General features: G+C 59.6%; 26 protein-coding genes, 1 tRNA gene, 1 pseudogene and 2 riboswitches. Of the genes and pseudogenes, 22 read left to right on the top strand and 6 right to left on the bottom strand.

The features are described 5' to 3' along the window. Positions 1-80 precede the first annotated feature (80 nt). Positions 81-944: a MurR/RpiR family transcriptional regulator gene (locus AC2FJ5_RS02760; RefSeq protein WP_246097116.1), complete on the top strand. Its 864-nt coding sequence runs from the start codon at positions 81-83 to the stop codon at positions 942-944. 75 nt (positions 945-1,019) lie between these two features. Then, a pseudogene (locus tag AC2FJ5_RS02755) lies at positions 1,020-1,775 on the top strand (hypothetical protein); the annotation flags it as partial. A 7-nt stretch (positions 1,776-1,782) separates the two neighbouring features. Here the strand turns inward: AC2FJ5_RS02755 and AC2FJ5_RS02750 are convergent. Further along, on the bottom strand, positions 1,783-2,457 hold the full coding sequence (locus tag AC2FJ5_RS02750; RefSeq protein WP_281994395.1) for a TIGR04283 family arsenosugar biosynthesis glycosyltransferase: 675 nt from the start codon (positions 2,455-2,457) through the stop codon (positions 1,783-1,785). Positions 2,458-2,530: 73 nt separating this feature from the next. Between AC2FJ5_RS02750 and ygfZ the strand changes: the two genes are divergently transcribed. Together ygfZ and AC2FJ5_RS02740 are read left to right on the top strand one after the other, a co-directional pair. Further along, positions 2,531-3,268, top strand: coding sequence for a CAF17-like 4Fe-4S cluster assembly/insertion protein YgfZ (ygfZ, locus tag AC2FJ5_RS02745; protein WP_496792395.1), 738 nt, complete (start codon positions 2,531-2,533; stop codon positions 3,266-3,268). 106 nt (positions 3,269-3,374) lie between these two features. Then, complete coding sequence (locus AC2FJ5_RS02740; RefSeq protein ID WP_271947939.1) at positions 3,375-4,313, top strand: ABC transporter transmembrane domain-containing protein; 939 nt, start codon at positions 3,375-3,377, stop codon at positions 4,311-4,313. 63 nt (positions 4,314-4,376) lie between these two features. Here the strand turns inward: AC2FJ5_RS02740 and efp are convergent, their stop codons facing one another. Beyond that, entirely contained in the window at positions 4,377-4,940 is a 564-nt protein-coding gene (efp, locus tag AC2FJ5_RS02735; RefSeq protein ID WP_142632922.1) for an elongation factor P, read from the bottom strand. A gap of 218 nt (positions 4,941-5,158) precedes the next feature. Here efp and AC2FJ5_RS02730 point away from each other — a divergent pair, with 218 nt between their 5' ends. Beyond that, a complete protein-coding gene (locus tag AC2FJ5_RS02730; RefSeq protein ID WP_108785849.1) occupies positions 5,159-5,479 on the top strand; it encodes a DUF6280 family protein in 321 nt (106 codons plus the stop codon). A gap of 204 nt (positions 5,480-5,683) precedes the next feature. Next, entirely contained in the window at positions 5,684-7,141 is a 1,458-nt protein-coding gene (locus AC2FJ5_RS02725) for a cobyric acid synthase (RefSeq protein ID WP_496792394.1), read from the top strand. Positions 7,142-7,144: 3 nt separating this feature from the next. Here the strand turns inward: AC2FJ5_RS02725 and AC2FJ5_RS02720 are convergent, their stop codons facing one another. From AC2FJ5_RS02720 to AC2FJ5_RS02710, 3 genes are all read right to left on the bottom strand, one after another. After that, positions 7,145-7,861, bottom strand: coding sequence for a hypothetical protein (locus tag AC2FJ5_RS02720; RefSeq protein ID WP_496792393.1), 717 nt, complete (start codon positions 7,859-7,861; stop codon positions 7,145-7,147). 75 nt (positions 7,862-7,936) lie between these two features. Beyond that, positions 7,937-9,355: a TolC family outer membrane protein gene (locus AC2FJ5_RS02715; protein WP_496692410.1), complete on the bottom strand. Its 1,419-nt coding sequence runs from the start codon at positions 9,353-9,355 to the stop codon at positions 7,937-7,939. 95 nt (positions 9,356-9,450) lie between these two features. After that, on the bottom strand, positions 9,451-10,104 hold the full coding sequence (locus tag AC2FJ5_RS02710) for a protein-L-isoaspartate O-methyltransferase family protein (protein ID WP_142635071.1): 654 nt from the start codon (positions 10,102-10,104) through the stop codon (positions 9,451-9,453). A 228-nt stretch (positions 10,105-10,332) separates the two neighbouring features. Here AC2FJ5_RS02710 and AC2FJ5_RS02705 point away from each other — a divergent pair. The 8 genes from AC2FJ5_RS02705 (at position 10,333) to cobJ (ending at position 19,015) form a co-directional block, all read left to right on the top strand. Next, positions 10,333-10,406, top strand: a tRNA-Cys gene (locus AC2FJ5_RS02705). 351 nt (positions 10,407-10,757) lie between these two features. Further along, positions 10,758-10,964, top strand: a riboswitch (cobalamin riboswitch). Positions 10,965-11,058: 94 nt separating this feature from the next. Further along, positions 11,059-11,433 carry a DUF1636 family protein gene (locus tag AC2FJ5_RS02700; RefSeq protein ID WP_142632902.1) on the top strand — a complete coding sequence of 125 codons (375 nt, stop codon included), beginning with the start codon at positions 11,059-11,061 and terminating at the stop codon, positions 11,431-11,433. 2 nt (positions 11,434-11,435) lie between these two features. Continuing rightward, entirely contained in the window at positions 11,436-12,491 is a 1,056-nt protein-coding gene (cobW, locus tag AC2FJ5_RS02695; protein ID WP_496792391.1) for a cobalamin biosynthesis protein CobW, read from the top strand. A 3-nt stretch (positions 12,492-12,494) separates the two neighbouring features. Further along, positions 12,495-15,788: a cobaltochelatase subunit CobN gene (gene cobN / locus AC2FJ5_RS02690; protein WP_496792389.1), complete on the top strand. Its 3,294-nt coding sequence runs from the start codon at positions 12,495-12,497 to the stop codon at positions 15,786-15,788. Then, positions 15,785-16,912, top strand: a complete 1,128-nt coding sequence (cobG, locus tag AC2FJ5_RS02685) for a precorrin-3B synthase (RefSeq protein ID WP_496705830.1) — start codon at positions 15,785-15,787, stop codon at positions 16,910-16,912. The genes cobN and cobG overlap by 4 nt, the downstream gene beginning before the upstream one ends. Then, entirely contained in the window at positions 16,912-17,541 is a 630-nt protein-coding gene (locus tag AC2FJ5_RS02680; RefSeq protein WP_496788254.1) for a precorrin-8X methylmutase, read from the top strand. Before cobG ends, AC2FJ5_RS02680 begins: the two co-directional genes overlap by 1 nt. Then, positions 17,538-18,266 (top strand): precorrin-2 C(20)-methyltransferase, encoded by a 729-nt coding sequence (locus AC2FJ5_RS02675; protein WP_496692416.1) that lies wholly within the window; start codon positions 17,538-17,540, stop codon positions 18,264-18,266. The genes AC2FJ5_RS02680 and AC2FJ5_RS02675 overlap by 4 nt, the downstream gene beginning before the upstream one ends. Next, positions 18,263-19,015: a precorrin-3B C(17)-methyltransferase gene (cobJ, locus tag AC2FJ5_RS02670; protein ID WP_496692417.1), complete on the top strand. Its 753-nt coding sequence runs from the start codon at positions 18,263-18,265 to the stop codon at positions 19,013-19,015. Before AC2FJ5_RS02675 ends, cobJ begins: the two co-directional genes overlap by 4 nt. Here the strand turns inward: cobJ and AC2FJ5_RS02665 are convergent. Then, positions 18,988-19,737: a cobalt-precorrin-6A reductase gene (locus AC2FJ5_RS02665; RefSeq protein ID WP_496792388.1), complete on the bottom strand. Its 750-nt coding sequence runs from the start codon at positions 19,735-19,737 to the stop codon at positions 18,988-18,990. The two genes, cobJ and AC2FJ5_RS02665, sit on opposite strands and share 28 nt — an antisense overlap. Here AC2FJ5_RS02665 and cbiE point away from each other — a divergent pair. The 8 genes from cbiE (at position 19,736) to AC2FJ5_RS02625 (ending at position 26,024) form a co-directional block, all read left to right on the top strand. Further along, positions 19,736-20,935 carry a precorrin-6y C5,15-methyltransferase (decarboxylating) subunit CbiE gene (cbiE, locus tag AC2FJ5_RS02660; RefSeq protein WP_496792386.1) on the top strand — a complete coding sequence of 400 codons (1,200 nt, stop codon included), beginning with the start codon at positions 19,736-19,738 and terminating at the stop codon, positions 20,933-20,935. The two genes, AC2FJ5_RS02665 and cbiE, sit on opposite strands and share 2 nt — an antisense overlap. After that, the gene (locus AC2FJ5_RS02655; RefSeq protein ID WP_496792633.1) at positions 20,932-21,300 is read left to right on the top strand and encodes a cobalamin biosynthesis protein; all 369 of its coding nucleotides are present in this window, start codon (positions 20,932-20,934) and stop codon (positions 21,298-21,300) included. The genes cbiE and AC2FJ5_RS02655 overlap by 4 nt, the downstream gene beginning before the upstream one ends. Then, a complete protein-coding gene (gene cobM / locus AC2FJ5_RS02650; protein ID WP_496792385.1) occupies positions 21,297-22,091 on the top strand; it encodes a precorrin-4 C(11)-methyltransferase in 795 nt (264 codons plus the stop codon). The genes AC2FJ5_RS02655 and cobM overlap by 4 nt, the downstream gene beginning before the upstream one ends. Beyond that, a complete protein-coding gene (locus tag AC2FJ5_RS02645) occupies positions 22,078-23,400 on the top strand; it encodes a cobyrinic acid a,c-diamide synthase CobB (protein ID WP_496792384.1) in 1,323 nt (440 codons plus the stop codon). Before cobM ends, AC2FJ5_RS02645 begins: the two co-directional genes overlap by 14 nt. Next, positions 23,397-24,125, top strand: a complete 729-nt coding sequence (cobA, locus tag AC2FJ5_RS02640) for a uroporphyrinogen-III C-methyltransferase (protein ID WP_496792382.1) — start codon at positions 23,397-23,399, stop codon at positions 24,123-24,125. The genes AC2FJ5_RS02645 and cobA overlap by 4 nt, the downstream gene beginning before the upstream one ends. Then, positions 24,118-24,861: a precorrin-6A synthase (deacetylating) gene (cobF, locus tag AC2FJ5_RS02635; protein ID WP_281971820.1), complete on the top strand. Its 744-nt coding sequence runs from the start codon at positions 24,118-24,120 to the stop codon at positions 24,859-24,861. The genes cobA and cobF overlap by 8 nt, the downstream gene beginning before the upstream one ends. Positions 24,862-24,904: 43 nt before the next feature. Beyond that, a riboswitch (cobalamin riboswitch) is annotated at positions 24,905-25,113 on the top strand. Between the two features lie 37 nt (positions 25,114-25,150). Continuing rightward, positions 25,151-25,321 carry a CbtB domain-containing protein gene (locus AC2FJ5_RS02630; RefSeq protein WP_496792380.1) on the top strand — a complete coding sequence of 57 codons (171 nt, stop codon included), beginning with the start codon at positions 25,151-25,153 and terminating at the stop codon, positions 25,319-25,321. A gap of 4 nt (positions 25,322-25,325) precedes the next feature. After that, positions 25,326-26,024, top strand: coding sequence for a CbtA family protein (locus AC2FJ5_RS02625; RefSeq protein ID WP_142632874.1), 699 nt, complete (start codon positions 25,326-25,328; stop codon positions 26,022-26,024). The last annotated feature ends 23 nt before the right edge of the window (positions 26,025-26,047 follow it).

The following is a 26,047-nucleotide window of genomic DNA, read 5'->3' as shown; positions in this document are numbered from 1 at the left end:
AAATTTTTCCAAGCTTGATCTTGCTGAAAAATTATTCACATTATGGTCTGGTCGCATAATAGGAGGACACACCAGTGCGGGTGACAGACAGGCTTCTGGCCCATCGGGACAAGATGACCCCGTCTGAACGGCAACTGGTCAGCGTTCTGCTGGATGATTACCCGATGGCCGGGCTGGGTAGTATTACCGAATTGGCCAGTACCGCCTCAGTCTCGACCACTACGGTTGCACGGATGCTGCAAAAGACCGGTTTTGACGGATATCCTCAATTTCAGGCCGCGCTGCGTGGTGAGGTCAAAGAAATGATCTCGGGGCCAGTAGCCAAACGTGATGTCTGGCAGAATGACCTGCCCGAAGAACATATCCTCAACCGCTATTCCCAGCGTTCTCTGGCCAACCAGAAGCGCACAATCGACGAGATCGACCCCGACGAATTCGATAGCTTCTGCAGCCTGCTGAGCGATCAGAACCGGCGTATTTTCATCACCGGTGGCCGCATTACCGGAACACTGGCGCAATACCTGTATCTGCACCTGCAAATGATCCGACCGGATGTCCGCCTGTTGCCGGTCGCCGCATCCTGGACCCATGATCTGTTGGACGTGCGTCAAGGGGATGTGCTGATCGCGCTGGATGTCCGGCGCTATGAGAATGCGAGCCTGCTGATTGGTCAGCTCTGCCACGAGCGCGGGGCCGAAATCGTGCTGTTGACCGATCAGTGGCGCTCGCCAATCCACCGGCTGGCCAAACACACATTCGCGGCGCGCATCTCGGTGCCTTCTGCCTGGGATTCGATGGCTGCGATACTGACCCTGATGGAATGCGCCATAGCCGAAGTTCAGGAACGGCTTTGGGATTCGGTCAAAGATCGCACGGTCGAACTGGAACAGGCCTTTGATCGCACCAAGCTGTTTCGGAAATTCGGTCAAAGTTCGGGCTCTTAGCTTCGGATTGTTCCAAAACTACAACTGCCCGTGAGGAGTGTTGCCACTTGACCGGCGGTTGGTCACTTTGTTTCCATGACATTTATTACCGAAAACCAGCTGCCGCTGCTGATTCTGTTTTTTCTGATCGGCACAGTTGGCACAGCGTTCCTGTTTCGCAAACCAGCCGGGCATCGCGCATGGAAACTGGCTGATCTGGTCTGGGTGGTTCTGGGCGGGGTCGGCGCATTGGTTGCGGTGATGGCCGGGCTTTATACAGCGGACAGTTCCCGTCTGGACCGGCAGATTGACGTTGCCTATGCCGCAACACTTGCCTTTGACCGCGACGCCGCGCGGTTTCGATTGCGGTTCTGCGACCCAGCCTATGACAAGGATATCGGAGCGCTGTGCGAAAAAGTTGAGTTCCTTTCAGCCTCAACCGCAAGCAACGCTGACCTGCCCTTGTTTATTGCCGTAACAAACGAAGTCGCCCCTCTGAGGGGGCTACAATTCCTGTTTGGACGGCAGGCCCAGGAAGAGCGTGATGACATGCGCGCGATGACATCGAAGGTGCACTCATTCGACGTCGACCAGTTTCTGGTGTTCACAACGCTGGATGACCCGACACAGGAAGCTATCGACAATCTGCGCAGGAAAGTTCCCGCAATCGCAGGCGACTATTTGATCTTGGCTCAAAGTTACGATGATCTTGTCACTCAGGTTGGCAAGCTTAAGGATGAATGGGAATATTTGCGGGAAAACGGGCATATTCTGGTGCTTCAGATCATTGCGCTGTGCCTTGTCAGCTTTGCCGCCCCGTTCCGGCTGGGCAAATCCATTGTCGAACTCAGACCGACGCTTACTGCCGGTACGCCCGCGCCAACCGCTCGGGATCAGCGCCCAGAAGATAGCGGGTCAGAGTCCACAGATTCCGACCACCACGACGCAACCACCCCGCCCGTTCATACCGGTCCGCGCTCGTAAAGGCGCGGGCGGACAACAGCGTGATGCGGTGCAACTTTTTGGCAAGCGCCACGTCCTCCATCAAGGGCTGGTCTGGGAAACCGCCTGCATCTTGATATTCAGAACGCCGGACTAGCAAGCCCTGGTCACCATAGGGCAACCCAAAGATCCGGCTACGAAGATTGGCCCATCCGGCAACCCAGGATGGCGCAAACCCCGCGGCCACAAAGGCCAGTCTGAACGCCCCAGGTCGCCCCGAGGGCAGATGATCCCGCACAACATTGCTCCACCCGTCCTGCAAAACCGTATCCGCATGAAGTACCAACAGCCAATCGGCTTTGGCGGCTGCACAGCCACGGCGCAGCTGCCCCCCGCGCGAGGCTTCTCCTGTCACGATCCTGGCCCCGGCATTCTCGGCGATTTCATGGGTTTTGTCGGTAGAGCCTGCGTCCGACACAATCAATTCGTGGATCAACCCTGCGCGCAGCCCCTCCATCAGCGCTCCAAGTGTAGCAGGCAAGGTTTCGGCCGCGTTCAGGGTTGGAATTACAATACTGATCGGTGCCGGCACGTCGGATATCCTCTGGTCTTATGAGCGACTTCTCATATATCACGAGCACCATGGAAAAGACGAGGACTCTGCCATGCCCAATCGCCGCATTCTGCGCCTAACCGGTGCCGACGTTGACAGCTTCTTGCAGGGGCTGGTGACCAATGACATTGCCGGGCTTGATCGGGGTCTGGTCTATACGGCGCTGCTGACCCCACAAGGCAAGTATCTGGCCGATTTCTTTCTGAAACGCGAGGGCGACGATATCTTGCTGGACGTCGCCGAGGTTATTGCCGACGGGTTGATCAAACGTCTGAGCATGTACAAGCTGCGCGCCGACCTGACGATCAAAGCCAGCGGCCTGAATCTGCAACGCGGCACTGGCCTGGCACCCGATGGGGCCCTGCCCGATCCGCGCCATTCAGATATGGGCTGGCGCGCATATACCGAAGATGCCGAAAGCGAGGACGGAACCGATTGGAACGCGATCCGCGTGCTCCATTGCATTCCCGAAACCGGAATCGAACTGACCGAAGACAGTTATATTCTGGAATCAGGGTTCGAGTTGCTGAACGGCGTTGATTTCAAAAAAGGGTGTTATGTCGGTCAGGAAGTGACCGCGCGCATGAAACACAAGACCGAGCTGCGTAAAGGGCTGCGCACGGTACTTGTCGCAGGCACCACGCCTGTCGGAACCGAAATAACTGCTGACGGGAAATCCGTGGGGCGCCTGTTTACCCAAGGGGATGGCCAGGGGATCGCATATCTCAGGCTCGACAGGGCCAAGAGCGATATGCAGGCGGGCGACGCGACCGTGCGCCTGACGGAATGAAATTTCTCGAATACAGCCTGGCCATGGCCCCGCCAGCCCCGGAACCATTTGATCCGCCCAGCACAGGCTGCCAAACTAGGTTTGGTTCAGTGATCCGGGTGAGTTGATGTTTCGTCTGTATAAAGCAATTTGGCGTGCCAGTTCCGCCCGGCAGATCATCCTTATCATCCTGTCTATTGCGGTTGCCGCTCTGGCAGCGGTCCCGCTGGAGTTTCAGCGCGATATCATCAACCACCTGACCTCGGACGATGTATCTGTGGACCGGATGATCCTGCTTGGTGCGGGCATGATGGTGGTTATCTTGCTGAGCCTGGGGCTGAAATGGCTGCTCGGCTATCGGGCGGGAACACTGGGCGAGGATATGATCCGCCTGATCCGGCAAAGGCTGCTGGTCCGGTCCGCCGATCTGGATGAAACCGGCGAGACCATGCGCAAGGGGACCATGACTACCGCCATTTCTGCCGAAGCAGAAGAGCTGGGTAAATTCGCAGGCGGTGCCTTTTCCGACCCCGTGGTCCAAATCGGCACTCTGATCAGCGTGATTGGCTATATCTCGTCTACACAGCCGGGGCTGGGTTTGATCGCTTTTTCGATGGTCGCGCCGCAGATCATCATCGTTCTGGTTTCGCAACGCAAAGTGAACGTCTTTGTCGCCGAACGCGTTCGTATCCTGCGCCGTGCCACCGACAGTTTGACAGCAGAAAAGATTGACGCGGCCGCGCACGAGATCGAAGCGGAATTCGACAAAATCTACGAAACTCGCCGAAAGATGTTCATCTGGAAGCTCTCGGCCAAATTCCTTCTAAGCGTGATCAACGGCGCCGGGACGGTTGGGGTTCTGATGCTGGGTGGCTGGCTTGTCCTTCAGGGCAGAACCGATGTCGGCACAGTTGTTGCCGCCACCAGTGGGCTCAGCCGTATTCAAGGCCCCACGGCCTTTCTGATCGCCTATTATCGCCAGGTCAGCGCAAACCGGATCAAATTCGAACTGATGCTCGAACTATTTGGCCCGAACCCAGAAAAATACCGACGCGTCAAAGACTAAAAATAGAAAGAACCGCGCAGCGCGGGCTGTCGCGGTTCTCGGTGTCTTGAAGCAGAAGTGCAGTTACGCGCGCTCCGAATAGTCCATGGTTTCAGTATTCACCACGATCATTTCATCTTGGCCCACAAACGGTGGCACCATGACTTTTACACCATTGTCCAGGACGGCCGGTTTGAACGAGTTCGCAGCAGTCTGACCTTTGACCACAGGCTCGGTCTCGACGATCTTGCACGTCACTTTCTGTGGCAGTTTGGCGTTCAGTGCCTCACTTTCGTAAAATTCTACGACGATAGTCATGCCGTCCTGCAGAAACGGGCGGCGATCACCCAACAGATCAGCGGACAGTTCGATCTGCTCATAGGTCTCGGAATCCATGAACACCAACATGCCGTCGGATTCGTATAGAAACTGCTGGTCTTTCTGTTCCAGGCGAACACGCTCGACCTTGTCAGCTGAGCGGAAACGTTCGTTCAGTTTGGAACCATTGCGCAGATTGCGCAGCTCGACCTGTGCAAAAGCCCCGCCTTTACCGGGCTTTACATGATCAACTTTGACAGCGGCCCATAGCCCATCGTTATGCTCAAGCACATTGCCGGGGCGAATTTCGTTCCCATTTATCTTGGGCATTACATAAATCCTTCACAAACGGTTGATGCGTCAGTCGCGCACCCTATATCTGGCGTGGCCGCACCTGACAAGACAACGACACCTTGTGCTGCAGCCGCAGCAAGCTATGCGCGTGACGCAACGCAACTATGCACATTAGGTGTATCCGAATCGCACTTAATAGGTCATAAGAACCGTCACGCCGAAAATGCAAGAGCAAGAACAACAAGGAAGACGAGATGAGAGATTTCGTTGACGGCACCGCCTTTAACAATGAGCAAGGCAACCGTGCTCGTAAACTTTTCGCAGCTGTCGTTTTGGCTGCGCTGGATGATGCTATTGCCGACGACAAAAAGTATGGCAATGGCCCAGAACAGATCGCCCGCTGGGCACGCTCGCGCGATGGGCGCGAAGTGCTGTCTTGCGCGGGTATCGACCCAAATGAACGGGTTGTCAGCGGATTGATGGATTTCGTTGGTCGCGGTGTGCGGACTTCGGTCGCTCTTTCGCGCGAAGAAAGCGAGCGCCGCAACGCCGCCCAACAGGCCGAAGCCGCCTGATCACAGACACGAGTCTGTTTGAAAAAACGCGCCTCCTATTGATGGAGGCGTGTTTTTTTGTTGCATAGACCCCGAATATGAATTCCGGTGCGAAACTGCGCCCTCACCCGATGACTGAAAAATGATGACAATGCCGCGTCATCCGGGGCTTTCCCTTCACCGTCAAATCAGGTCATCTGCGCTTTAGCTAACAGGAGACACGGCATGGTTCGCGCCATCATGATTCAGGGCACAGGCAGCAATGTTGGAAAATCGGTTCTGGTGGCCGGATTGGCACGCGCCTATACGCGCCGAGGCCTGCGGGTTGCCCCGTTCAAACCGCAGAACATGTCGAATAACGCCGCAGTAACCGAAAATGGTGGCGAGATCGGGCGCGCGCAAGCCCTACAAGCGTTGGCGGCACGACGCGCCACACATACGGATATGAACCCGATCCTTTTGAAGCCTGAAACAGATACAGGCGCGCAGATCATCATTCAGGGCAAACGCGCCGGAACGATGCAGGCTGGCGATTACCGCAAGGATAAATCCAAGCTGATGACAGCCGCGCGCCAGAGTTTTGACCGGCTCTGCACCGACGCTGATCTAGTGTTGGTTGAAGGGGCCGGAAGCCCGGCCGAGACCAACCTGCGTCAGGGTGATATTGCCAATATGGGCTTCGCCTGCGCCGCGGGTGTGCCGGTCGTACTTGTCGGCGATATTCACCGAGGTGGGGTAATTGCTCAGATCGTCGGGACTCAGGCCGTGCTGGATGCTGGCGATCTGGCAATGATCCGAGGCTTTGCCATCAATCGCTTTAAGGGCGATGTATCCCTATTCGACGAAGGTCGCGATGACATCGCCGCTCGAACAGGCTGGGCCTGTATCGGTGTTGTGCCTTGGTTCGACGATGCCTGGAAGCTGCCAGCCGAAGATATGATGGATATCCGGTCCCACAGTGGCGGTTCCTGTAAGGTTGCAGTACCTCAGTTGGAACGGATGGCCAATTTTGATGATCTTGATCCGCTATCGGCAGAGCCTGGCATCACGGTCGAGATCGTGCCCGCTGGCCGCGCGCTGCCCGGCGATGCGGATTTGGTTCTGCTTCCCGGAAGCAAATCAACCATTGGCGATTTGGCTTACTTTCGTGCGCAGGGCTGGGATATCGACCTTTATGCCCATGTGCGACGTGGCGGTCACGTGTTGGGATTATGCGGTGGCTACCAAATGCTAGGTAACACCATTGCTGATCCCGATGGTGTGGACGGGCGGCCAGGTACAGTCGATGGATTGGGGCTGTTGGATGTGGATACCGTTATGGTCGGCGAGAAAAAGGTGACCCTGCGGACTGCACGCGCCCTGCCGGGGCACCAACCGCTAACCGGATATGAGATCCATATGGGCCGCACCGAAGGCAACGATTGCACCCGCGCTTGGCTGGAGGTCGAGGGCCGCCCGGAGGGCGCAGCTGATCGGACTGGCCGGATACGCGGAAGCTACCTACACGGTATATTCTCATCCGATCAATTTCGGGCCGACTACCTACAGCTTTTGGGAGTCTCTTCCACCCTGCACTATGAGGACGGTGTCGAAGATACGCTTGATCGTCTGGCCGACCATCTGGAACGACATATGGATCTGGACCGCTTGCTGGAACTGGCTGAAACGCCGATTAGAGGCTGACTTTTACTCGGCTTTTTGCTCGGCCAACGCACGGTAGATTTCGCGGCGAACCATTTTTCGAACGTTCCGCGTAATGCGTTCACCCAGTACGCCCTGCAGTTCTTCACGAACAACCTGCGCAATCAAAGAGCGCAAGCCATCGTCATCAAGCCGGGGCATGGCAGCATCTGCTTCTGAACCTGTTGTATCCGCGGCAGCCGATACCTCTGGGTCCCGTACAAACACTGCCTTTTCAACAGTCTCAGTCTCTGCATCTGGGGCTTCGTCTTGGGGTTGCCATTCCAACGGTTGATTTGGCGTTCCTGAATAGGCATCTACGCTGTCACCGTCGGGCTCCCACTGATCTTCGGTCCTGGCGATCGCGGCTTCCAGCGCCTCAATTTTGGCACTTAGACTTTTGGCTATGCCCTCTTCCGCAACTGGATCAGGTGAATGCTCTGTAGCCGACTCCGCTTCATCACCCGCAACAACATCGCAGGCGCGCAAAAGCATCGGTTTCACCGATTTTTCAGCGCTGTACTCAGCATCCAGCTTGAAAGGCTGCGTCTCGACATCTGTTTGCTCGCCAACCCTGAGCGCATCAGTCAGAACAAGCCGCCCTGGCTTTCGCTCTGACTTGGAACGCACCAGATCGGGAACTTTTCGACCTTCTTCGCTGACCAGCCGCTTGACCGATGACAGTACGTCTTCGATCCCGGAGTTCACGACATTGTCTGTCATTGTTTTCTACCGCTCTAACCTCAGGTCCGAGTGTAGCCAAACAATGCAGACCTCACAACAGGCAGTATTGGGTGTTTAGTCCCGACGCAGTGCTTTCAGGACCCGATCCAGATCTTTGCTCTGCTTGCTGACCTGCGCGGGGGCTTTCTTCACCAGATTATAGTAAAGGGTCGGATCGTAAATCTGAACCGCCAGACCCAAACGCTCGGCCGTGAGCAAACCTTGGGCCTGCAGCAACTGATAAGCCGCCAGAGATCGCTCGGTTCTGGAAGCAATTTCGGCAAGCTGCGCGTCCAGCAAATCCTGCTGAGCAGCCAGCACGTCCAGAGTGGTCCGCGCACCCAAAGTTGCCTCTTCGCGGATACCATCAAACGCAACTTCCGAGGCGCGTACACGTTCCGAAGAGGCCCTCAGGCTTGCGCTTGCAGTTTGAAACCGAACATAGGCATCAGACACGCCCTGCGTAATGTTCTTTTGCACATTCAGCAGATTGGCACGTGACCCATCCCGCGAGGCCATTGCGCGGCGCACGCTTGCCGCGAGTCGACCACCCGCATAGATCGGCTGGCTGAAGTTCAGCGAGATACTCGCATCATTCACATAATCGTCGTCATCATAGCTCTCGGTGACGCCCGCATCAGCGTTCAGGCTGACATTCGGACCCAGACCCGCGCGCTGCTGCTGCACGACCAGATCAAGGGCGCGCACCTGATGCTGGGCGGACAGAATGGATGGGTGATTGCGTTGGGCCAGGCTGACGGCCTCGCTCTGGGACCGGGGCAAGTTTGGCAGGCTGGGCTGACCAGCAGTACGGCCCGGCAGTTTGCCAACTGCGTTCACATATTCCGCCTGAGCAGTGCTCAGATCGCCGCGCGCATTCGCCAGATCGGCCTGCGAGCTTGCAAGCTGAGCCTGAGACAATGCGACGTCTGTGCGGGTAACTTCCCCAACTTCGAAACGATCCTGCGAGGCGCGAAGCTCTTCTGCGGACAGTTCAACGTTGTTTTGACGAATCGATACGGTCTCTTCCTGCAGCAGAACACTCAGGTAAGCGGTCGCCGCGCGGAACAGGACCTGCTGTTCGATATCGATCAGCGCCTGCCGGGTCGACAGCACCGTTTCCTGCGCTGATTGCTTGCCCAGAATCGAGGCTCCGCCATCGTATAAAAGCTGGCTCAGCGTCAGGCCCGAGAAGAAGTTCGAAGGATCAACACTGTTCGTAACACCACTGTTTCTGCTGCGCGTATAATCTTGGCTAACCGCGACGGTCCAGTTGATAATAGGGCGCAAAGCCGACAGCGCGATCGCCACATCCTCGTCCGCAGCCCGCAGCAGCGCCCGGTTCTGTTCCAGCAAACCGCTGGTATTATAAGCTCCGATGAACGCATCGGTCAGGTTATCGGCCCAAACCGCCTTACCGGGCAACGTGCCCAGAGCAATACCCGCAGTCACTGCCAGAGTCCTGACCAGCTTGCCTCCTGCTGCAAAACGCATGGCGAAATCCTCTCAAATCAAAATAACGCAGCCCTCAGGGCAGTTTGCGTCTTTGTGTTGAACTAATCAAGGCAGCAGATAAATCTGCCCGCCGACTATAGCGAAAATGCACTCTCGGCCGAGAAAGCCTTCAGAACAGGTGCACTGGCGTTGAATGCCTGGCGCCAGGTAACGCGATCGCCTGATTTGTGGCCTATACGGACTGTCCCAAGATCACCTTCCATGAACAGGCAGGCGATACGCCCATGATCCTTAAGCTGGTCAATCAATGCAGACGGAACCTCTTCTACGCCGCCCTGGATCATGACCACGTCATAAGGCCCATGCTCGGCAGCGCCCTCATCCAGCGGCCCCACGTGAACAACCACATTATCCGCGTCAGCCTCCATCAGCAGCGTTTGCGCTTCGGCAGCTAGCGCTTCATCCGCTTCCACCGCTACGACCAACTGCGCCATACGGGCTGCAACAGCCGTCGAATATCCCAGCGCCGGAGCAATATCCAGAACAACCTCATCATTGGTAATGTTCAGCACATCCAGCATCTTGGCCAGTGTTCTCGGTTCCAGAATGCAGCGTCCAGCCTCAAGTTCTATCAAACCCTCGACATAGGCGGCTTCGCGTTGCGCGTCTGGCACAAAATTCTCGCGCTTGACGGACAGCATGGCATCAATGATCGGGAACTTGGTAACGTCCGAAGGCCGGACCTGCGTATCGACCATGGTGCGGCGGCGGGCTGCGAAATCTGTCATTGGATCGCTCATTCATTTCCCAAGGTTGCTGGGCTTGTGCCACATCCCGGGCAAACCAGCAACGGCCCGCAAGCGGAAACTTTCGTCTGTCGTGAAGATTTTAGAGTGATCCGATTGGGTGATCCAATTTTCAGTTCGTCAAATTTAGACCGAACCCACTGGACGCCCCGGATTAAAGCTGCTAAAACGCCTGTCACACCACGGCAAGTATTTGATATTACTTGAAAAGGCGAGTTGGCGGAGTGGTGACGCAGCGGATTGCAAATCCGTGTACACCGGTTCGATTCCGGTACTCGCCTCCAATACTTTCAAACAGTTGCTTCGCATTCGGCTTTTCGAGCCTGCGACACGCCGTCTCGCCACGGCAGTGCTCTGCTGAGTCAAGCTTGACACCGGATTGATCAGAAGGCGGTGAACTCACTGGCTCGGCCGGTAAATTTGACCGCTCTATCGATTCCACGCGATATGCCCTTTGAAGTAACGGGCCCGCGAATCCTTTCGTCTGGATATCTTCGAGGTGCAAAGCCCAAATTCGCCTGCGGTCATTTTGCATATGGCTGACCAAACATGCCGCTGACAGGCATTGGCAGGTCGCTTTTCCATTCTCGATGATTTCCGTGCGTCTGCCGCGCTTGACAAGCCCCCTGCCCGTGCCGCATGTCCCATCCGTTGGTGTCTGCATATGCAGATGAAAAGGGAATGCGTCAGCGGTCATCCGTCAAACGCAGCCGCCCCCGCGACCGTGACCGGAGAGGGTGCCCAAAGCCACTGGCCAGACAGGCCGGGAAGGCGGGACATCTGCCAGAGGCCAGCCTCTGACATCCGCAAGCCGGGAGACCTGCCAACATCCGAAGTTGAAACCGGACGGGGTGATCCGGTGTCGGGCCCATGTCGCAATACGTGGCCCGCATGAAACCCCGTCCCCCGCGAAGAGGATTTGGGGGGATGAGAGACATGACCGAGACCACACCTGTTGAACTGCTGGTGTGCACGACCTGCCGCCGCGGCCTGCCCGTCGAGAATGATGCAGATCGTCCTGGGGCGTTGCTGCACAAGGCGTTGGAGCAGGCAGAACTTCCTGATGGCGTCACTTTGAAGGCAGTAGAATGCCTTTCAAATTGCGATCAGGGCTGCTCGATTGTGCTGCGTGGCGGACCCAAACGTTGGACCTTTGTCTATGAGCATCTCGATGAAACCGATCATGTCGAGACCATTGTTGAAGGCGCGACCAAATATCTCGCGACCCAAGATGGCCTCGTTAAATGGCGCGAACGTCCTGAACATTTCCGCAAAAACTGTGCGGCCCGCATTCCCCCGATTGGAGCTTAGATATGAGCAATCTCGAAAAACTGCCCGTCACTGTGATCACCGGCTTTCTGGGCTCGGGAAAGACCACGCTGGTGCGTCATCTGATGCAGAACCCGCAGGGCAAGCGCCTGGCCATTGTGGTCAACGAGTTTGGAGATGTTGGCGTCGATGGCGATATCCTCAAATCCTGCGCGATCCCCGATTGCCCGGCGGAAAACATCATGGAATTGGCCAATGGATGCATCTGCTGCACCGTGGCAGATGATTTCATCCCGACCATCGAGGCGCTGATGGCGCTAGAGCCGCGCCCCGATCACATTCTGATCGAAACCTCTGGTCTGGCCCTGCCCAAGCCGCTGCTGAAAGCGTTCGACTGGCCCGATATCCGCTCGAAAATCACCGTGGATGGCGTGATCGCTCTGGCCGATGCCGAGGCTGTGGCCGCTGGTCGCTTTGCCCCGAATGTCGCTGCGGTGGATGCCCAGCGCCTGGCCGATGACTCGATTGATCACGAAACACCGCTGTCTGAGGTGTTCGAGGACCAGATCTCCTGCGCCGACATCATTCTGCTGACCAAGCCTGATCTCGCTGGCCCCGAGGGTATCGCCAAGGCCAAGGAAATCATCGCAGCTGAAGCCCCGCGCCCTCTGCCCGTGGTCGAAGTGGCCGAAGGGGCTGTGGATGTACGTATTGTGCTGGGGCTTGAGGCCGCCGCCGAGGATGACATGGACGCGCGCCCGTCGCATCACGACGGCCACCACGATCACGAGCATGATGATTTCGAAAGCATCATTGTCGAGCTGCCGGAACAGACCGATCCGGCCCAGCTGGTCGCCAATATCGAACGTCTTGCGAATGAACTGAACATCCTGCGGGTAAAAGGCTATGCCGCTGTTGCCGGCAAACCCATGCGCCTTTTGGTGCAGGCTGTCGGGGCCCGTGTGCGTCATCAGTACGACCGCCCGTGGGAGCCAGGTGAAGACCGCCGCTCGCGTCTGGTGGTCATCGCCGAACATGACGACATCAAAGAGGCCGAAATCCGCGATATCCTCGTGGGTGTAACCGAGGCTGCCGAGTAAGCCATGCACGTCGTCTTCCGCGAAAGCCATGGGTTAGAGGAAACGGAGACCCCGACCGATCTGGGCCAGAGCCCGGCGGATCTGGTGGTGCTGTCCTTTTCCGACAGTGACCTTGGCGCTTTCGCGGCAGGCTGGCATCGTGGTGGTGGACCCGAAGGCCGGATGCCGACCCTGCGGCTGGCCAATCTAACGGCGCTGAAACACCCGCTTTCTGTCGACACCTATGTCGAGCAGACGCTGGAGGGCGCCAAAGGCATCCTGATCCGCCTGATCGGTGGCGTGCCCTACTGGTCCTATGGCTTGCAGCAGGTTCTGGCACTGGCTCAAGCCAAGGGCATTGCCGTTGCTGTGCTGCCTGCGGATGGACGTGAAGATACGCGGCTGGATGACTATTCTACCCTGCCCGTTTCAACCCTGCGGCGGCTGGCGCATCTTTGCGACACAGGCGGTGAGGTCGCAGCGCAGGCTGCGCTGGCGCAAATGGCACTGGCCGCGGGGCTTTATTCTGGCCCGGTGATGGGGGCCAAGACGATCCCGGAATGTGGCGTATGGTGCCCGGATCGCGGTGTGATCCCGGCGGATACCGCATTCGCCGGTGATGCCAAGCGCATCCTCGTGACCTTCTATCGCGCCTATCTGACCTCGGCAGACACTGCCCCGGTCGCGGCCCTGATCCACCGTCTGCGTGCGCGTGGGTTTCAGGCTGTTGGCCTATTTGCGCCGTCGCTCAAAGCCCCTACCGCCGCTGACTGGCTGCGCGAACAGGTCGTAGCGCTGGCCCCCTCGGCAATCATCAACGCCACCTCCTTTTCGGGCAAAGGCGCCTCGGGAACGTCCCCGCTGGACGCCGCCAATGTGCCGGTATTTCAGGTCGCCTTGTCCACCGCACGCCGCAAGGCTTGGGTCGATGCGGAACGCGGGCTGTCCCCCGCCGACCTCGCAATGCATGTGGTCCTGCCCGAGGTGGATGGCCGCATTTCGGCGGGCATCGCTTCGTTCAAGGAACCGGGCAAGCGCGACCCGTATCTGGAATATTCCCGTTTTGCCCACCGCCCCGAGCCGGAACGGGTTGAGGCGATCATTGATCGGGTGGACGGCTGGCTGCGCCTAAGCGACAAACCCAAGCCAGATCAGGTCCCAGCGTTGGTGCTGTCGACTTATCCCGGCAAGGACTGGCAGATGGCCCATGCGGTTGGCCTGGATGCGCTGGCCTCGGCCGAGGCGATGCTGTCTGATCTGCAGGCCGAAGGCTATGACACCGCACCTGGCGCGCCGATTGCCGAGACGCTTCTGGATGCGCGACTGTCTTGGCCGCTCGCGGCCTATCAGACCGCGCTGGAAGACTTGCCGGAACAGTTGCAAACGGATCTGCAATCCATCTGGGGCAAGCCTGAGGACGACCCGATTTTTGCCGATGGTGCGTTCAACTTTACCGCCTTGAACCGGGGCAAGACACTGATCGCGCTGCAACCGGAACGCGGCACGCCCGAGCTGCGCGATGACGACTATCACGATCTTTCGCGCACCCCGCGCCACAGCTATGTTGCCTTCTATCTCTGGCTGCGTAAGGGGCATGGCGCGGATGCGCTGATCCATATCGGCGCGCATGGCACGTTGGAATGGCTGCCAGGCAAATCGGTCGCCCTGTCCCAAAACTGCTGGCCTGAGGCGTTGGTCCGAGATCTGCCGGTGATCTACCCCTTTATCGTGAATGACCCCGGCGAGGCCGCACAGGCCAAGCGCCGGATCGGCGCGGTTACACTGGGCCATATCCCGCCCCCGATGCGAACAAGTGACACGCCGGACCGTATGGTGCGGCTGGAATCCCTGCTGGACGAATTCTCGAACGCCGACGGGCTGGACCCCAAACGCCGCGACCGACTACAAGAAGACATACGGGATGAGGCGCAGGCCATTGGTCTGGAAAGCGATCTGGGTCTGAATCAGGCAACCTGTACCGCCGAAGCGATCACCCGTATCGACCGATTTGTCTGCGACATCAAAGAAAGCCAGTTCGGCGACGGCTTGCACGTCTTTGGCCGCGTCCCCGAAGTGACCGGCAATTTTGATGCCACGCCTTCGGCGCATGCGGAACGTCAATCACTTTTGGACGCACTGGCCGGGAAACGGATCGAGGCTGGCCCGTCTGGCTCACCCTATCGCGGGCGCTCGGACGTGCTGCCGACAGGGCGAAATCTTTACACCACCGATCCGCGTTCGGTTCCAACACGCGCGGCCTATACCCAAGGTGTCAAACTGGCCGAGGAACTAGTGCGGCGGCATCTGCAGGAAGAAGGCGATTACCCCAAGGGGCTGATTGTCGACCTCTGGGGCTCGGCCACGATGCGCACTGCGGGTGAAGAATTCGCCATGGCGCTTCACCTGCTGGGTGTGAAACCGGTTTGGGACAAGGGGTCGGAGCGGGTTTCCGGTATCGAGGTGCTGCCAATCACTGATCTCAGCCGTCCACGGCTAGACGTGACCTTGCGTGTCTCGGGCCTGTTCCGCGATGTATTCCCGACGCTTTCTGCGCTGTATGGCCAGGCAGTGCGAGCATTGTGTGAACGGGACGAGGCAGCAGACTGGAACCCATATGCCGGGCAGGCACCGGCCGCCCGTGTCTATGGCCCCGCCCCCGGCAGCTATGGCCTGAACATGACGCAGCTATCCGAAATCTATACGGACGAAGCGCGCACACAGGCCGGTCAGGCTTGGCTGGACGCCAGTTCCTTCGCTCTTGAGGGCGAGCAAATTGCACGGGATGTCGATGGTATTACCCAACGCGTTGCCCACGCCGATAGCTTTGTTCACCTTCAGGACCTGACCGAAACCGATCTGCTGTTGGCCAATGACTATGCCACGCATGAGGCCGGTTTTGCCGCCGCCAAGAAAGTCACTGGCGGTACTGCGCAGCTGTACCATCTGGACAATACCAACCCAGACATCCCCCGCGCCCGAACCCTGTCTGAGGAAATCAGCCGCGTTGTCCACGCGCGCGCGGCTAATCCTGACTGGATCGCAGGAATGCAACGGCACGGATTCCGCGGCGCCGCCGAGATCGCGGCAACGCTGGATCATATGGCAAGCTTTGCCCATCTGTCGGGAACCGTTGCACCGCATCTGTTTGACATCTACCACGATGCCACACTGGGTAACGCCGAGGTTGATGCCTTTCTGCAAGAGAAGAACCCACAGGCGCATCAGGCCATGCAGGATCGGTTCCGTGCGCTGCTCGAGGCTGGCCTGTGGAACACGCGCCGAAACTCGATCCGAGCCGATCTGGAGGGGTTGGGATGAGTGCACCGATCGTTCAGGGCTGGTGCCCCGGCGCCCATCGCCCGATGATGTCGGGGGACGGGTTGGTCGTGCGGGTTCGGCCGCGGCTGGCGCGCCTTGAGGCTGCGCAGATGTTAGGCCTGTGCGAACTTGCCGACCGGTTTGGCAATGGCACAATTGACCTGACCAACCGCGCCAATCTGCAACTGCGCGGTGTGGCCGAGGCCGATCACCAACCTTTGCTAGAAGAACTCGCTGCGCTGAACCTTTTGGATGCGGAACCGGGTATCGAGGTGCGGCGCAATATTCTGGTGACGCCGCTCTACCAATCCGGCGATCTTACCGCACGACTGACGCAGGAACTGATCGACCGGTTGGGTGAATTGCCGTCGCTACCAGCCAAGTTTGGGTTTGCCATCGACACCGGACCAAATCGCCTGTTGGTCGGGGATTCGGCGGATATCCGGCTGGAGACAGGCCCCGACGGGCTGATCCTACGCGCTGATGGCGCCGAAACAGGGCGTCGCGTGACCGAAAAAATCGCCATCGACCACCTGATCGCGCTGGCCGAATGGTTCGCGGATCACCAAACTCCCGAGGCCCGGCGCATGGCCCGCTTGGTTGCGTCACAGGATTTGCCGTCAGAATGCCAAGGCAGCGCACCGGGTGATGTTGGCGCTCTGCCTGAACCGGGCATCGTGGAGCTGGGTGCGTTTTACGGAGCCGCGTTCGGTCAGTTGCCAGCGCGCGGGCTTGCGGGGCTGATTGAGACCTGCGGTGCCTCTGCGCTGCGGGTCACCCCTTGGCGGCTGTTCCTGATGGAAGGCGGGGCGGCGATACCCGCCCCAGCGTTCGTCACCGATGGCACCGACCCGCTGATGACCACTGACGCCTGCCCCGGCGCCCCGCTCTGCCCGCAGGCGCAGGTGGAGACCCGCGATATCGCCCGCGCGCTGACCTCGCGTATTCCCGGCCACTTGCATGTCTCGGGCTGTGCTAAAGGATGCGCGCGCATGGGACCAGCTGATGTCACCCTGGTCGGCCACGATGGTCGATTTGATCTTGTCAAACAAGGCCGCGCGGGAGATGAGCCAAACCTGCGCGGGTTAAGCCCCGAAACACTTATGACCATGGACTTCTCCTGATGCCCTATGAATACGAAACCGACGGCGCGGCGATCTACAAACAAAGCTTTGCCACCATCCGTTCCGAGGCCGATCTGGCACGGTTCGACGCCGATGAGGAACAAGTCGCCGTTCGGATGATCCACGCGGCAGGTATGGTGGGGTTGGAAGAGTTCGTGCATTTCTCAACCGGTTTTGTGACCTCGGCCCGTGCCGCGTTGGAAGACGGCGCACCGATCCTGTGCGACGCCCGCATGGTCAGCGAGGGTGTGACCCGGTTCCGCCTGCCCGCCGATAACGAAGTGATCTGCACCCTGCACGACGAACGTGTGCGTCCGCTGGCTGCCGAGATGAGCAACACCCGGTCCGCCGCTGCGCTGGAGTTGTGGCGCCCGCATCTGCAAGGCGCCGTGGTGGCCATCGGTAATGCGCCCACCGCCCTGTTCCACCTGCTGAACATGCTGGAAGACCCCGACTGCCCGCGCCCTGCGGCCATCATCGGCTGCCCGGTGGGCTTTGTCGGTGCGGTCGAATCTAAAGACGCTCTGTGGGAGGCGCAGCCAGTGCCGTCCTGCATCGTCAAGGGCCGCCTCGGCGGCAGTGCCATCACAGTCGCAGCCATCAACGCCATCGCGAGCCGCGCCGAATGAACGCGGGCAAGATATACGGCGTGGGCCTCGGCCCCGGCGATCCGGACCTTATGAGCGTCCGGGCCGACCGCCTACTGCGCACAGCACGTCACGTGGCCTTTTTCCGCAAACCGGGTCGCAGTGGTCAGGCCCGCAAGATCGTCAATGGCATGATCCCAGAAGGCGCGGTGGAATTCCCGATGGAATACCCCGTGACCACAGAAATTCCATTGAGTGATCCGCGGTACAATGAGCTGCTCTCGGCGTTTTATGAAGATTGTGCCGCGCATCTGAAGACACTGTCGGATCAGGGCGAAGACGTGGTGGTCCTGTGTGAGGGAGATCCGTTTTTCTATGGATCATTCATGCATCTTTACAATCGCCTACGCAGCGGAGCTGAAGTAGAAGTCGTGCCTGCGATCACCGGAATGTCCGGCGCATGGACCGCAACTGGCGATCCGATCACATGGGGCGATGATGTTCTGACCGTGCTGGTAGGCACATTGCCCGAGGATGATCTTGCACATCGGATGGCGCAAACCGACGCGCTGGTAGTGATGAAGATCGGGCGCAATATCGACAAAGTGAAGCGGGCCTTGAAGACGGCCGGTTTGTATGACCGTGCTTGGATCGTGGAATACGCTCAGATGCCCAATCAACGCGTGTGCAAATTGTCGGAAAATTGCGAGGGGATCACTCCGTATTTCTCGATCATCATCGTTCACGGACAAGGGCGGCGGCCATGAGCGGTTGGGTCAAGATCGCAGGACTCGGGCCAGGAAACGAGGCTTTGGTGACGCCCGAAGTGACCGCTGCGCTGGCTGAGGCGACGGATGTCGTCGGCTACATTCCTTACGTCGCGCGCATCGCCGAACGCCCCGGCCTGACGCTGCATGCCAGCGACAACCGAGTTGAGATCGACCGTTCGCAGCATGCGTTGCAAATGGCGGCCGAAGGGAAGCGCGTAGTGGTCGTATCCTCGGGCGATCCGGGTGTATTTGCCATGGCAGCAGCGGTGTTCGAAGCGCTGGAAAACGGCCCCCGTGAATGGCGTGACCTACCGGTTGAGGTGCTGCCCGGGATCACCGCGATGCTTGCGGCCTCAGCACGTGCAGGTGCCCCGCTGGGGCATGATTTCTGCACCATCAACCTGAGTGACAACCTCAAACCTTGGCCTCTGATTGAGAAGCGCCTGCGACTGGCGGCACAAGCGGATTTCGCGATGGCGTTTTACAACCCCCGCTCGAAATCTCGCCCCGAAGGCTTTGTCAAAACGCTGGAAATCCTGCGCGAAGAATGTGAACCCGAGCGGCTGATCCTGTTCGCCCGCGCTGTCAGCCGGGCGGATGAGGCAATCCGGATTTCGACATTGGTCGAGGCCACGCCTGATATGGCCGATATGCAGACCGTGGTGATCGTCGGCTCATCCTTAACCCGCGTGATAGAACGCGACGGTGATCCCATCGTCTATACGCCGAGGTTCACACCCGAATGAGCCAGCCAGTCCAGAACCTGCGGAACGCTCGACAGTTCCAGCCGCTGCGGCAGGGCTGGACGGTCGATCATCAACACCGGTATGTCCAGAGCCCGCGCGGCGTCCAGCTTGGCGCGCGCGCCGGCGCCGCCCGCGTTCTTGGATACCACCAGCTGCGTGCCGTGGCGCTGCATCAACGCCCGGTCATCAGCCTCGGCAAAGGGTCCGCGCGCCACGACAACCTCGCAATTCGGCAAGGGCAGGACATCGGGTTCATCCACCAGCCGCAACAGGTAATGGTGCTGGGGCTGGCTGACGAAATCTTCGAGATGCATGCGCCCGACCGCAAGAAACACGCGCTGCGGATTACCGGACAAAGCGGCCACCGCTGCGGCGATATCCGGGACGCGCAGCCAGGTGTCACCGGGCTGCGGTGCCCATTCGGGCCGTGTCAGCGCAACAAGTGGAATCTGCGCCGCATGGCAGGCCTCAATCGCGTTATGGCTCATCCCGGCGGCAAAAGGGTGGGTAGCGTCGATCACGTGGCTTATGCTGTGGTCATGGATATATTTCGCCAGCCCTTCGGCCCCACCGAACCCGCCAATACGCACCGACAGAGGTTGCGGGCGCGGGTTGTCCACGCGTCCTGCATAGGAGTAGGTCGCGGGAATACCCCGCTCAGCTATGGCTTTTGCCAGCTCGTTGGCCTCGGTCGTGCCGCCCAATATCAGGAGGTTGGACATGTCTGAAGCTCCATGGCTGACCGTTTTGGGTTTGGGCGAAGATGGACTGGATGGCTTGCCCCCCGCAAGCCGTCAAGTGCTGGAACGCGCCGAAATCATCATGGGGCCACCGCGACACCTGTCCTTGGTTCCCGATTTCGGGGCCCAGCAGGTGGAATGGCCCGTGCCCTTTGCCGATGGTCTGCCGATCCTGACCGGTTTTCGCGGGCGATCAACCGTGGTTCTGGCCTCGGGCGATCCGTTCTGGTTCGGCGCCGGATCCGTGATCGCGCGGAATTTCGAGGCCGGTGAATGGACCGCCCTGCCCGGCCAATCGACGTTTTCGCTGGCCGCTGCGCGGTTGGGCTGGCCGCTGGAAAGCACGCAGACATTTGGTCTGCACGCGGCCCCGCTGACCCGGCTGCGCCCGCATCTGGCCCCCGGCCTGCGCGCGATTCTGCTGTTGCGCGATGGTAAGGCCGTGACGGAACTTGCCACCTATCTGACTGACACCGGCTTTGCCGACACACACCTACATGTGATGGAGGCCCTGGGTGGCCCGCGCGAACGGGCGCGCAGTGTCTCGCTGACTGAGGCGCTGTTGGGTGGGTTCGATCACCCGGTCTGCGTCGGGCTCGAGGTTGCTGGCGGCGGGCAGGCCTTTCCGCGCGCCTCTGGCAAACCGGATGAGATTTTTGAGACCGACGGCCAGATCACCAAACGCCCTATCCGTGCGCTGACCCTATCGGCGCTGGCCCCGCAGCGGGACGAGCATCTGTGGGACATTGGCGGCGGCACCGGGTCAATCAGCATCGAATGGCTGATGTGTGATCCAACGCTCAGCGCCACGACGGTCGAACCCCGCGAAGACCGCGCCGAGCGTATTCGCCGCAATGCCGACGCTTTGGGTCAGGACCGGCTGCAGGTGGTGCATGGCACCGCCCCGGATGCGCTGGACGGCCTGCCCCTGCCCGATGTGGTTTTCATTGGCGGCGGGCTGAGCAGTGAGCTGCTGCAATGGCTGCAAGCGGCTCTGCCATCTGGAACGCGGCTTGTGGCCAATGCTGTGACACTGGAGAGCGAAGCTCTGCTGGCGCAATGGCAGAATATGCTGGGCGGTGAGCTGCTACGGATCGAACTGGCACAGGCTTCAGCCCTGGGGCCGCGGCGCGGTTGGAAATCGGCCTATCCGGTGGTGCAATGGAGCGTCACGCTATGATCGTCGCAGGCATCGGATTTTCCTCGACCGCCACGGTGAACAGCCTGCGCGCCGCCTATGATCGGGCCAGTATCGGCCAATCTGTGGACGCGCTGGCCACGGTTGCCGACAAGGAAGGCCACGCCGCGCTGACAGATTTCGCCTCGGCCATTGCCCTGCCATTGCATTTCATTGCCCCCGCCGATCTGGCCGGGCAGCGCACCCTCACCTGCTCGACCCGCAGCCGCGCCACATATGGCACCGGCAGCGTGGCCGAAGCATCCGCCCTTGCCGCCGCCGGAACTGGTGCGCGGCTGATCTCACCCAGACAGATTTCAGACGACCGGCTGGCCACCTGCGCCATCGCCATCGGAGGACAGACATGACCGTTCATTTCATTGGCGCTGGACCGGGCGCCGCCGACCTGCTGACCCTGCGGGGGCGCGATATCATCGCCGCTTGCCCGGTCTGCCTGTATGCGGGTTCGCTGGTGCTAGAGGAAATTCTGGACCATTGCCCCGACGACGCCAAGATCGTGAACACGGCGGCGATGGATCTGGACCAGATCATGGCCGAAATCGCAACCGCACATCAGGCCGGTCTAGATGTTGCGCGACTGCATTCCGGCGACCTGTCGGTCTGGTCCGCGATGGGCGAGCAGATCCGCCGCCTGAAAGAGCTGGGCATCCCGGTCAGCGTGACCCCCGGCGTGCCGTCTTTTGCCGCTGCGGCCGCATCACTGGGCACGGAACTGACCCTGCCCGGACTTGCGCAATCAGTGGTCCTGACCCGGACACCGGGACGCGCATCGTCGATGCCCGAGGGCGAGACGTTGGCGAATTTTGCCCGTACCGGGGCGACGCTGGCCATCCACCTGTCGATCGGCAATCTGGACACTGTGATCGCCGATCTGACCCCGGCCTATGGCGCCGAATGCCCGGTGGCCGTGGTCTATCGTGCCAGCTGGCCCGACGAGCGGATCATCCGTGCGACGCTGGCGACGCTGAAAGACGCGCTGGACGAGAGCATCTCACGCACAGCGCTGATCATGGTGGGTCCAGCACTCGCTGGTGAAGGGTTTGACGAAAGCTGCCTGTATTCAAAGGATTACGACCGCCGGTATCGCCCGCAAAGCGCGGACAGCCCTTGGTCAAGCTGGAGCCATGGTGATGACTAACCCTCCGGGCATTCTGATTTCGGCACCGTCTTCGGGGACTGGCAAGACCACCGTGATGCTGGGCCTGCTGCGTGCGCTGGCCGAGGATGGCCTGACCGTTCAACCTTTCAAAAGCGGCCCTGACTATATCGACCCGGCCTTTCACCGGGCGGCGGCTGGGCGCGCCTCGTTCAATCTGGACAGCTGGGCGATGGGCGATCCTCTGCTGAACGCAATATCGGCACAGGCTGACGGCGCGGATATCGTCGTAGCCGAAGGATCGATGGGTCTGTTCGACGGTGTCGCCAAACCCGGTGAGATTGGCCATGGATCTAGCGCGGAAACCGCGCAGCGTATGGGCTGGCCTGTGGTGTTGGTTCTGGATGTCGGCGGTCAAGCGCAATCAGCTGCAGCCACGGCGCTGGGGTTTCGGATGTACAACCCCGACCTGCCCTTTGCCGGGGTAATTTTGAACCGCTGCGCCAGCCCGCGCCACGAGCGTCTGACCCGGTTGGGTATGGAACGTGCAGGCCTGCCGGTTCTGGGCGTTCTGCCACGACGCGGAGACCTGACACTTCCCGAGCGGCACTTAGGTTTGATCCAGGCAGTGGAACATCCCGATCTGGAAAGCGCTATTGTCGGCTATGCTGCGTTCCTGCGTGAACATGTCGATCTGGAGGCGATCAAGCGGGCGGCTTCCTCAAGCCCAAATAGGCCATCGTCAGCCGTGCTGCCCCGCCCTCCGGCGCAGCGGATCGCACTGGCCCGGGATGCTGCGTTTTCGTTCACCTATCCGCATTTGCTGGAAGGCTGGCGCGCGGCGGGTGCAGAAATCCTACCGTTTTCACCACTGGCGAATGAAGCCCCTGCCCCGGATGTCGATCTGGTCTGGCTGCCGGGTGGGTATCCCGAGTTGCACGCAGGCACATTGGCCGCCGCCAACACCTTCCAGACTGGGCTGTGCAAACATGCCGAGACAAGACCTGTGCATGGCGAATGCGGGGGCTACATGGCGCTGGGTCAGGCGTTGATCGACAAAGACGGAGTCCGGCACGAAATGGCGGGCCTTCTGGGCCTTGTGACCTCCTATGAAAAGCGCAAGTTCAACCTGGGTTATCGCAAGGCGGAATTACTGGCCTCGATGGCCGGATTTACCGAAGGCACAGCGCTACGCGGGCATGAGTTCCACTATTCCTCGATCATCGAACAGCCTGACGCCCCGCTGGCGCGCGTGTTCGACGCCGAAGGCGCGGAAGGCCCGCAAACCGGATCGGTGCGAGACAATGTCACCGGGACATTCTTTCATCTGATCGCCGAGGCCTCGGCATGAGTGGTTTTGTGTCCTTCATCGGTTCAGGCCCCGGCGACCCGGAATTGCTGACGCTGAAGGCGGTAGACAGGTTGCAGAAAGCTGATGCGGTGCTGTTTGACGACCTCAGCAGCGGCCCGATCCTGAGCCACGCCCGCGAGGATGCTGATCTGGTTGGTGTCGGCAAACGCGCCGGGCGCCCCTCGCCCAAGCAGGATCACGTCAGCCGCTTGTTGGTCGAATATGCACAAACCGGTCAGCATGTCGTGCGGCTGAAATCCGGTGATGGCGGCATGTTCGGCCGGCTTGAAGAAGAACTGGTGGCCCTGCAAGAGGCCGGGATCGACTATGAAATCATCCCCGGCATCCCCTCGGCGGTAGCGGCGGCGGCAGCGGCAGGCATTCCGCTGACCCGGCGACTGACCGCGCGGCGCGTGCAATTCGTCACCGGCCACGATGTCAGTGGCAAACTGCCCGAAGATCTGAACCTGGCAGCACTGGCTGATACACAGGCTACGACCGTCGTATTTATGGGCAAGCGCACCTTTCCCCTTTTGGTTGGCGCCCTGCATTCGCACGGCCTACCGCTGGACACGCCTGCATTGATGGCCGAATCCGTTTCGACCCCCGAACAAAAGCTGCAACGCTCGACCATCGGTGCCTTGTCGCAGCAGTTGGAAACGGAGATCGGCACCGCCCCGGCCCTGATTCTGTATGGACCTCTGGCAGAGTTCGAAAATGATTGACCTGACGCTGATCGGTATTGGCACCGGCAACCCGGATCATGTGACATTTCAAGGGGCGCAGGCGATCCGTTCGGCGGACCTGATCCTGATCCCCCGCAAGGGCGAAAACAAGGCCGATCTGGCAGGGCTGCGCGAGCAGATCATCGCTCAGGTCGCGGATACTCCTCCGCAAATCGCGTATTTCGACATTCCCAAACGCCGTGCCGATGATGGCTATTTACGCGGAGTGGACGAATGGCACGACGCGATTGCATTGCGCTGGCAGGAGGCCATCGCAGCCCACCCGAAGGCCCGCCATGTGGCGCTGCTGATCTGGGGGGATCCGTCGCTGTATGACAGTTCGCTGCGAATCGCGGCACGTTTGACCCCTCAGCCAGAAACACGCGTGATTCCCGGCATCACAGCGCTTCAAGCGCTGACGGCGGCCCATGCGATTCCGATCAACGAACTGGGCGCGCCCTATATCGTCACAACTGGTCGTCGCATCCGGGACGAAGGATGGCCGGAAACCGCAGAAAACGTGGCGGTGATGCTGGATGGTGAATGTTCATTCCAAAACCTGGACATGGAAGACTTGGACATTTGGTGGGGCGCATATGTCGGCATGAAAGAGGAAATCCTGATCAAAGGCCCTTTGGCCGAGGTTGCCCAGCAGATTCTGGACCGCCGCGCCCATGCCCGTGCCGACCATGGTTGGATCATGGATATTTATTTGCTGAAAAAGCGCATAATCTGACACAATACGTCGCAAATGATGATTGCACCGCCACAGCTATAGCGGCTAAATGGGGGTGTCTGGTCCTGCCGGAGAAATCCGGATGCTAAGAGGGAATTTGGTGCGACTGCCTCGGTGGTCAACTCCAAAGCCGCCCCCGCGACTGTAAGCGGAGAGCCCCTGTTCAACCAGCCACTCCCGGTTATCCGGGGGGAAGGCGAACAGAGGCATCGACCCGCAAGCCAGGAGACCTGCCAGGCGAAAAAACGAAACACCGGCCGTCGGGTGCGGCGGCAGAGGAGAATACAAAATGGCAACACAAACGAAAACAGCATCCGCCGCGCTTACAGGCTTTGTTCCGGTCATGTTTGCAGTGGTTCTGGGTCTGGGCCTCATCACGCTGACCGGTCACGTTCAGGCAGCGGCCCTGCATGATGCAGCGCATGACGTGCGTCACGCGACCGGCTTCCCCTGCCACTAAGACCGTGTTCAGTCGTATATTGACCAGCGCGTTGTTCGCTGGTGCTGCAGCGGGGCTGATTGCCGCCTTGCTGCAGTTGGTATTTGTGCAACCAGTATTGTTGCATGCCGAGCTTTATGAATCCGGAGAGCTGGTGCATTTCGGGGGCGAGACCGTATCGGCTCATCCCGAGCTGCCGCGCATGTTCTCTGAACTGACGCGTGATGCTCTGAGTGTCATCTTTACTATGCTGACCTATACCGGCTATGCGCTGGTGATGGTTGCGCTGATGTCGGTAGCCGAAGGTCAAGGGCATCAGATTGATGGCCGGACCGGCGTTCTTTGGGGGTTGGCCGGATTTATCGCTTTCCACCTTGCACCAGGTTTCACCCTTGCGCCCGAAGTGCCGGGTGTCGCAGCAGCCGATGTCTATGCACGTCAGGTCTGGTGGTTCGCAACAGTTGCAGCAGCCCTTGTCGCCATGTGGTTGATCGCCTTTGGAGGTAACCTGATCAGCTATGTGATCGCCGCGGTACTTCTGTTGGTGCCACATCTTATTGGTGCACCCGAGCCCGATGTTTTCACCGGCCCTGTGCCGACTGAAATTGGCGCGTTGTTCGCGGCACGAGCTTTTGGAATCGGTCTGGTTGCATGGGTTCTGGTTGGCGCGTTCGCTGGCTATTTCTGGCAGAAAGAAGCGCAACCTTCCGAAGCAACGGCCTGATCGCACTTCGATTGAACGCGCTG

The organism is Ruegeria sp. CDSA221 (assembly GCF_059611825.1).
This window is presented reverse-complemented; position numbering and strand designations above follow the sequence as displayed.